Origin of the sequence: uncultured Granulicatella sp., assembly GCF_963515615.1 — a bacterium.
Classification (GTDB): Bacteria; Bacillota; Bacilli; order Lactobacillales; family Aerococcaceae; genus Granulicatella.
Genome location: NZ_CAUPZT010000060.1, coordinates 1 through 8149, shown reverse-complemented (window position 1 = coordinate 8149; position 8149 = coordinate 1). Strand labels below are relative to the sequence as shown.

Sequence of the window (8149 nt, the reverse complement as noted above, 5' to 3'; positions counted from 1 at the left end):
TTAACGCTTGCTCTGTTACTCCAGTACGGAAACCAGTTCCTTCTTCCATCTTTTTTCCATTACGGCTATCTTGATTTTTATTTTCTTTAGATATCTCTTCAGCTTTAATTGATTTTAAGATAGACGTTAAAGCACTAATTTCTTTTGCTTTAGCATCTACTGCTTCTTGTGTTGCTTTAGATGAAGCTTGTAAAACTTTTGCTTCTTCTAATAATTTTTCAGCTTTTTCAATAAAAGATTTTTGTTTTTCATTTGAACGAATACGATTTACTTGTTCTTGTAAAGCTGTTATTTTTTCAGTTAATTGACTTGTTTCAACCGTAGCTTTACTCTCAACAGATAGTTGTTCTATTTTTTTAACTTCATCTGTTGAACTTAGTTTTTCTACCGCAAGTTTTGAATTCTTTTCTTCCGATAGTTTATTTTCAGCAAATGGAGTTGTTTCAATTGATTTTTCTTCAACCGTAACAACTTTTTCTTTATTTTCCTTTGTTGATGAACTTACAACTTCATTTGTTACTGGTTCATTCACTTCACTAGCTTCAACATGGAATCCTAAAAAGAAACCTGCTCCGACTAATACACTAGCTGCTCCCACTTTTAATTTTTTGATAGAATATTTTTCAAATTTTCTACCAGCCTTTTTTTGATTCATAAATTGATTATTCTTGCCTAACATTTTTCACCTCAAAATAAAATAAGTAAACTATATTCTACCCCCCCCCCCCCGAAAATTTTGTCAAATATTTTGCCTTGAAAATATAAAAAATATTTAGTATTTTTTACTCTTGAATAAGTATGATATTGCAATAAAAAATACCGACTCCAAATTGGGGTCGGTACTCAAAAGTTATTATCATTCTTTTATAAATCACGTACAAATAGAAATGACTTTTCGCTGTAGCGTAGGTGATAAAAACTGCAATCGCAGATTTTATCACTGGAAATTTCGAGACCCTAGGCTCAAAATTTAGTCATGAGATTTGCAAAGCGAAGCTGCTGGCATCCTTCGCTACAGTATAAAAAGTCTCTTTCTATCCTCTAACAGCCTCTTCGCTAGCTCTTACATATTTACGTACTGTACTCTTATGGAAGAATAACGAGATAAATGCAATCGGAGTTGTAATCATATATTTGATGGCTTCTATAATAATTGTAAGAATCATAAATGAGAACAAATGAGACCAAATATCTTTCTTCATTTTCATTTTATAACCACCAAAAAATCCACGTTTTACTTTACCCGTACTATAATCCATCATCGAAGAAGCAGCAAATCCTGCGCGAATTCCACCATAAGGTGTAAAGAACCATCCTAGAATCCCACCTTTGAAACGACGATAATCAGCATACCAACTATAAGTATAATTAGAAAGCAGAATATACCCGAACCAGAAGATTTTTCCAAAAAATCCCATTTCTTGGAACGAAGAAAAGTAATATAACAGTGAAATCACTAAATAACCTGTTAAATAAAAACTAAAATCTTGCTTCGGTGTATCAAAATATCCACCATATCCTGAATAAGGAATGATTTGAGGATCTAACTCTGAATCCTTTTGGTATTCAGAAGATGGTTTTGTTTGAAAAGTCGGATTCTTTTTCCAGTCATCGGAAGAAGTAGATTGCCCCTTCTTAGGTGGCGCTACATAGTCATCTCTTTTGGGAGGAGCTACGTAGTCATCTTTTTTTGGTGGTACTACATAGTCGTTATTATCATTATCAGAATCTTTTTTTCTTTTTGGTGGTGCTACATAATCTGTCATCTTATGCCTCCCTCATTTTTTCTAAATCTTCACTTGTAATCGTATTAAAATCAATCGATTCATCTTTTGTCACACGTCGAGACATATGTGCCAATAATTTTTGATTAAAGTTACGAATCCAACGTCCATTACTATAGTCATCAGTTGCAGCATAAGCTTCCTTAACAACTGCTCTATAACTTTCTGCATCATATTGATATCCTTGACCTTGTAAGATAAATTCACCAATTTGTGCAATTTCGTCCGAACTATAATCTTCAAAATCAAATGTCGTAGGAACACGACTCTTCAATCCTGAGTTAGATTCTAAAAACTCTGCCATTTCTTTATGATAGCCAGCAAAAATCACTACCATATCTTGACGATGATCTTCCATAAATTTCAAGATTTCATCAATGGCTTCTTGTCCAAAATTATCACTAGAACCATGTTTTAAAGAATAAGCTTCATCAATAAATAGAACTCCACCAAGAGCCGCTTGTAACTGTTCTCTTGTTTTAATCGCTGTTTGTCCTTGATAAGCGCCAATTAAATCACCACGAGAGACTTCAATTAATTTATTCGTAGCAATTAAGCCTTTTTGGTACAATAATTCCGCAACTATTCTAGCAACGGTTGTTTTACCTGTACCTGGATTTCCTAAGAATAATGAATGTAATGTTGTAGCAGAAGTTGTAAATCCTTCTTGTTCCCGTTTACGATTCATTTCAGCTTGAGCAATAAAGTCTTCAACTTGCTCTTTTACTTTATGAAGCCCAATTAATTGATGTAATTCTTGCCATGCATCTTTCTTCGTACCATTATCTTGATACTTACCAATCTCTAGAACAGCATCAATATCTGCATTTGTAATGAGTGAAATCTCTTCACTTTTCTCAGCAATAACACGAGCAATTAATTGTTTAATAATCTTTTCGTTAAAATTACGAATCCAACGAGCATTACTACGATCTAATGAACGATTATATTCTAATATCACTTTACGTGTGTAGTATTCTACATCTGCAATTTCATAACGATTCTTTTGTAGCCCCTTAATTCCCATTTGAACAATTTGTTCTGGACTATAGTCTTCAAAATTTAATCGATTTGGAACACGTGAAGTCAATCCTGGATTAATTTGTAAAAATTGCTCCATTTCTTTTGTATATCCCGCAAAAATAATCATAATTTCATTTTTGTGGTCTTCCATATATTTAAGAATTGTTGTGATTGCTTCTTTTCCAGTATCATTTGTACTCTTCTTATCTAAGGAATAAGCTTCATCAATGAATAGTACTCCACCACGTGCTTCTTCTAATTTTGCTAACGTTTGAGTCGTTGTTTGGTTCACATATCCAGATAATAAATCTGATTCAGAAACTTCCACAAATTTAAACGTGTCTCCAAATAAAGCTCCTCGTTCAAATAAAATTTTACCCATTAAACGTGCAACGGTTGTTTTACCCGTACCTGGATTTCCCATAAATAATGAGTGTAATACTAATTGTTGAGGTGGTTCCCCTCTTGAAACACGTTGTTTATTATAATCAACCATTCCAATTAATGTATCGATTTCTTTTTTTACCGCTTCTAAGCCAACTAAACTTTGTAATTCTTCATAACTGTCTAATTCTTTAGGTGCATTCTCATTTCCCTCTGCTCCAGTAGCTGTTGTATGACGAACATCAGCGGACATTTTTGAAAATTCATCCGTTTGAATAGTTAACTCACTTGAACTACCATTAGCATGCATTAATTCACAAACATGAACTAATGAAGACGCAGTTGCTTCAATATTAACATCAAGAGCTTTTTCAAATAACACTTGATCTGCAAAAATTGTTGAGCCATTATATAATCTCAATGGTATACTAGATTCACTCTCACAAAGGAAAGATAAAACCGTTTGGGCATAACAGTAAGTAAATGGTCCTAAGAAAACTAAATCCATAATTTTACAATCTTCTAAAAGACAAATACTTTTTCGAATATCCAAGGCCTGAGCTGTTACATTTGTTAGTGACACTTCACTCTTATCACCAGCGTATAACCCTTGTCCTCGTTTCATTTTACCAATGGTTCCTGTTTCCAATCTAAAATAAGAATCTTCTATCCAAATCACTGGATAAGATTTCAGTATATCTCCACCATAAAATTGGCAATTATTAGCTTCTAAACGTGAATCTTTTTTTAAAGAAACGGCATTCCCTGAGTAGTTCTCACAAATGGTATTCGTAAATTTCAATTGTGAACCTTCACAAAAAGTTCTCCATTGGAAAAAGCAATCATTCTCCGTTAAAGAACAATTTTTTAGAAAAATAGTTTGATTACTTTTATCGCTAACAAAATGTGTTTTACAATTTTCAAATGTAATAAACGAATTATCTTTTGCAAATATTAAATAATATTCGTTATCTTCTTCTGTACATTCAAAGACACAATTTTTAAACGTGACAGAACAATTTTCATTAATAGTCATTAATGTAGTATTGTTAACATTTGTAAACCAAATATTTTCAAATACTACAGAAGCGCCGCAATCTATAGAAATGGTTCCTTGAAATTTATTCGTAAAGAAAGATTCTCCATCTTCTTCATCTAGTAATCCTAAAAAAGTAAGATTTTTATTGATTTCATAGTCAGTATCTGTTGAAAAATGTAAAAAATAATTTTTTTGAATTTCTAGTACATCACCTGGTTTTGCTGCTCCAATGGCTTCATTAAATTCCCATGTGTTTTCATCATATCCTACTTGATAAGTCGGCATTTAATCACCTTCTTTTTTTGTTTCAATCATCGTTATTTTACCTGTTTTTCTTCTTTATTGTCAATTTATTCTCAACTGTTTTCGAACGTTTCTTCAATAAAGGAATGAAATGAACATACAAACAAAAAAGAGACCCTATCGGTCTCACAAAAAAATGAAGAAGGACTTCTTATAGTAGTATGTTAGCCATGAGATTCGCTTCGCGAAGCTGCTGGCGTCCTATACTACTATACAAAGAAGTCCTTCGTAATTAAATCTCTGGGTAAATATCTTCCACAGTTTTCGCTGGGTCAATTACAATATATAAGTGACCATGCGTTCCAATAGCTGAACTTTGGTATTTATTATCATTACCATCTTCATCCACTGGACTATAAGGGAAGTAAACACGATCAGTTGAAACAATCACATCTGATTTTGGATGATCGCTATCTAAATATAAAATATCCATCAATTCGATATCGCTATATTTTTTAACACGCTCGAACATTCCCAACTCTAATCCACCTAAGTTAATGTCTTCAGACATTACATGGTCTGCTTCAGGAAACACTTCAATACGTAATGATTCACATGGATGAATTTCTTGGAATTCACTTCCATTAATACGACCAAACGATGTTGTAACTTGTTTGATCCATAAATCTCCAATTAAACGACGGTTAATCGTCCATGTTTCTCCGTTACGGAATACAAAACGTAATCCTGACATTACTTTTTTCATAAAAGTCTCTCCTTTTTATGTATGCCCTCACTCTTATGAATAGTGAAAACACTTTTTATTCTTTACATTCAAATTTTACCATTGAAACTAAATATTTTCAACGATTATTCATTTTCCATTTCCAAAGTGATTCAAAACAAAATCTTCCAAAATTTCTGTGTCATTTTGAATACTTTGCTCTAATATTAATTTTTCTACCATTTTCAAAACTTGTCCAATAATAGGACCTTTCTTTTCTAACTGAAGAATACGAATAATATCATGTCCGTTTAATTGAATATCATTCATTGAACGAATCGGTAATGATTGATAGGTTCCTTCCAACTCTCTCACGGACTCACTTTTACCTTGAGCAATCAATAATTGCTCCACTTCACAGGCAACTTCATAGGAACAAGCATAAGCTAAAAAGAAATTCCACTCTTCTTCTTTGCGAGCACAATACGTTCTATAGCCCATTAATACATCTCGAATTTGCTCATTAGAAGACTTCCAAGATTTCAATAAGTAAGTGACTTCTTTATCACTCAAATGCAATTCATCTACCAATACAATCCAAGCTTGTAATACACTCATTTCCTTCAAGGAAAATTGTGCAATTTTTAAAAGAATGTTATCTTTTCCATCGAATAATGGACAAGCTTGATATAAACCTGTTTCAACAAACAATTCCATCGCTTCTTTCCGATAAGAACTTTGAATCATTTTTTCAAATTCAACTTTCATTCGTTCAACTGCGACTTTAGATAAATTCATCTTTAGAAGTGAAATAGCATGTCTCGTTTCTTCTTCAATTTGAAATCCTAATTGACCTACAAAACGCACTGCACGAAACATTCGTAACGCATCTTCATTGAAGCGTTCATTTGCATCTCCGACACAGCGAATACATTGACGTTCTAAATCTCCAATCCCATCAAAGAAATCGATTAATTGATCATCAATTCCTATCGCCAAAGCATTAATTGTAAAATCACGTCGTTTTAAATCTTCTTCTAGCGAGCGAACAAAGGTTACTTTATCCGGATGTCTAAAATCTTCATAGCCTTCTTCTGTTCGAAAAGTTGTCACTTCATAACCTTCTTTATGATGAATAACCATGACCGTCCCATGTTCAATTCCCACATCTACTGTATGAGGAAAAAGCTCTTTCACTTCATGCGGAGTAGCACTTGTAGCAATATCTACATCTGAAATAGGCTTATGAAGGAGCATATCTCTTACGGAACCACCGACAAAATAAGCTTCATATCCAGCATCTACCAACTGTTTCATCACAGGTAGTGCTTTTAAAAATAATGGTTCTTTTTGAATAGACATTCATTCGCCTCTCTTTCTCTTACTTTTCTAGTTCTTTTAATTGTTCGGTCAATTTAATGAATAACTCTTGATTACCAGTTTCTAACGCTTGATCAATTTGCGTTAAAATTTCTTGTTTTAAGACATCTGTTTGAATTTCTGCTAATGCTTGATGTACTTCTTCATCTGAAGAGCTTTCTTCTTCGTAAAAAGGATTCTTCTCTAGTATACCAAATTTTACCATGGTTAAGTAAGAGTCTTCAAAATCCATTTCAATATAGCATTCTTCTTTCCAATTCAAACGAATATCATGAAATGCTTGTTCTGGATTATTAAAACGTGTTCCTGCTTTATAAAAATAAAAAGATTCATCAGGCGCCTTATCTGTCGAAAACCACATTCCTTTTGGTGTACAATCTACTTTTTCCACAAAATGAATTTGTTTTAGTAATAATTCATGATTCAATAAATAATTTAAAATCCATAGCGCTTCTCTTCTTTTTAAAGCATGATTCGATACAAACCATGAAATAAAATTTTTCTTATCTTCTAAACTTGGTTGAAACATCTTTTTCACTCCTTATGCTTCAAAATATTGTTGTAATTCTTGTAAATCCTCATTTAATGGTTCTAGATTTTGTCCATGCTCTAACCATTCTTTCGCTTCAGCAACTCTACCTTCCTCTCGAAGGAATCTTACATAATCAACAATAAACTCTATTGAATCTTCTAATTCAACACTAGCTTTTTGATAAAATTCTAGTGCTTCTTCAAATTCTTCCAGACCTTCTTTGGCTCTTGCCATTAAATAGAAAATTTGCCCATTTTCTAAACCTTCTTCTATTTCTCTTGCTAAAATATCTTGAACTTCTTCAAACTCTTCTTGATATAATAATATTTCTGTATAAGCTTGCATAATTTCAAATGATTCAGGAGATAATTCATAAGCTTGTTTTAACGCTTCTTGTCCTTTTTCCATTTGCCCAATGGATAAATAACTCACCCCTAAACTAAAGAATGGGTCTTTCTCATATGGATAAGTTTCTGTCATTTTAGTTAAGCTCATAATTGCTTTTAAATACTCATGTTTATACATTTGAATATGGCTTAATCTTAGTAAGGCTTCATAGTTTTCTTCATCACGAGATAAGATTTCTTGATATAATTTTTTTGCATGGTCATAATTTCCTTCTTGAATATCATGTTTTGCAACACTCATTAATAATTCATTCGAAGCTGATGCTAATCCTTCATCAGATACTAGTTCTTGTAAAGGTTCATCATTTCCAATTTCTAAAGAAGCTTCCACTAATAATTCTCTAGCTCTATTTTCTTCTCCCGTTTCTTCAGTGGAATTTTTTAAAAATCTTTCTAAATACTGTACACTTCTCTCCATAGAACCAGACTCAAACAATAAAGTTCCAAGATAAAAATCTAAAATAGCTTCTTCAGGAGCTAATTCTTTTGCCAATAATAGTTTTCTTTCTGCTACATCATAATAGCCTTGGGCTTTATATAACTCTGATAAAATCACTAATACACTTGGATAATTCGGGTTATCTTCAGGAATATCATATAAAACAGATAATGCTTGATCATACTCGCCTTGAT

7 protein-coding genes are annotated in these 8149 nt (G+C 32.5%); all 7 read right to left on the bottom strand.

Features of this window, described 5'->3' with window-relative positions; all coding sequences use genetic code 11:
- Positions 1 to 679: YSIRK-type signal peptide-containing protein (locus RYL55_RS07860; RefSeq protein WP_315008465.1), on the bottom strand; the 679-nt coding region annotated here is incomplete at its 3' end.
- A gap of 355 nt (positions 680 to 1034) precedes the next feature.
- Positions 1035 to 1766 carry a hypothetical protein gene (locus RYL55_RS07855; RefSeq protein WP_315008462.1) on the bottom strand — a complete coding sequence of 244 codons (732 nt, stop codon included), beginning with the start codon at positions 1764 to 1766 and terminating at the stop codon, positions 1035 to 1037.
- 1 nt (position 1767) lies between these two features.
- Positions 1768 to 4515 (bottom strand): AAA family ATPase, encoded by a 2748-nt coding sequence (locus tag RYL55_RS07850; RefSeq protein WP_315008461.1) that lies wholly within the window; start codon positions 4513 to 4515, stop codon positions 1768 to 1770.
- A gap of 250 nt (positions 4516 to 4765) precedes the next feature.
- Positions 4766 to 5239 (bottom strand): hypothetical protein, encoded by a 474-nt coding sequence (locus tag RYL55_RS07845; protein WP_314112559.1) that lies wholly within the window; start codon positions 5237 to 5239, stop codon positions 4766 to 4768.
- Positions 5240 to 5347: 108 nt separating this feature from the next.
- Entirely contained in the window at positions 5348 to 6559 is a 1212-nt protein-coding gene (locus RYL55_RS07840; protein WP_315008459.1) for a CCA tRNA nucleotidyltransferase, read from the bottom strand.
- A 19-nt stretch (positions 6560 to 6578) separates the two neighbouring features.
- Positions 6579 to 7106, bottom strand: coding sequence for a YpiB family protein (locus RYL55_RS07835; RefSeq protein ID WP_315008457.1), 528 nt, complete (start codon positions 7104 to 7106; stop codon positions 6579 to 6581).
- Between the two features lie 12 nt (positions 7107 to 7118).
- Positions 7119 to 8149, bottom strand: a 1031-nt coding sequence (locus RYL55_RS07830; protein ID WP_315008454.1) for a tetratricopeptide repeat protein, incomplete at its 5' end; no start/stop codon positions are given.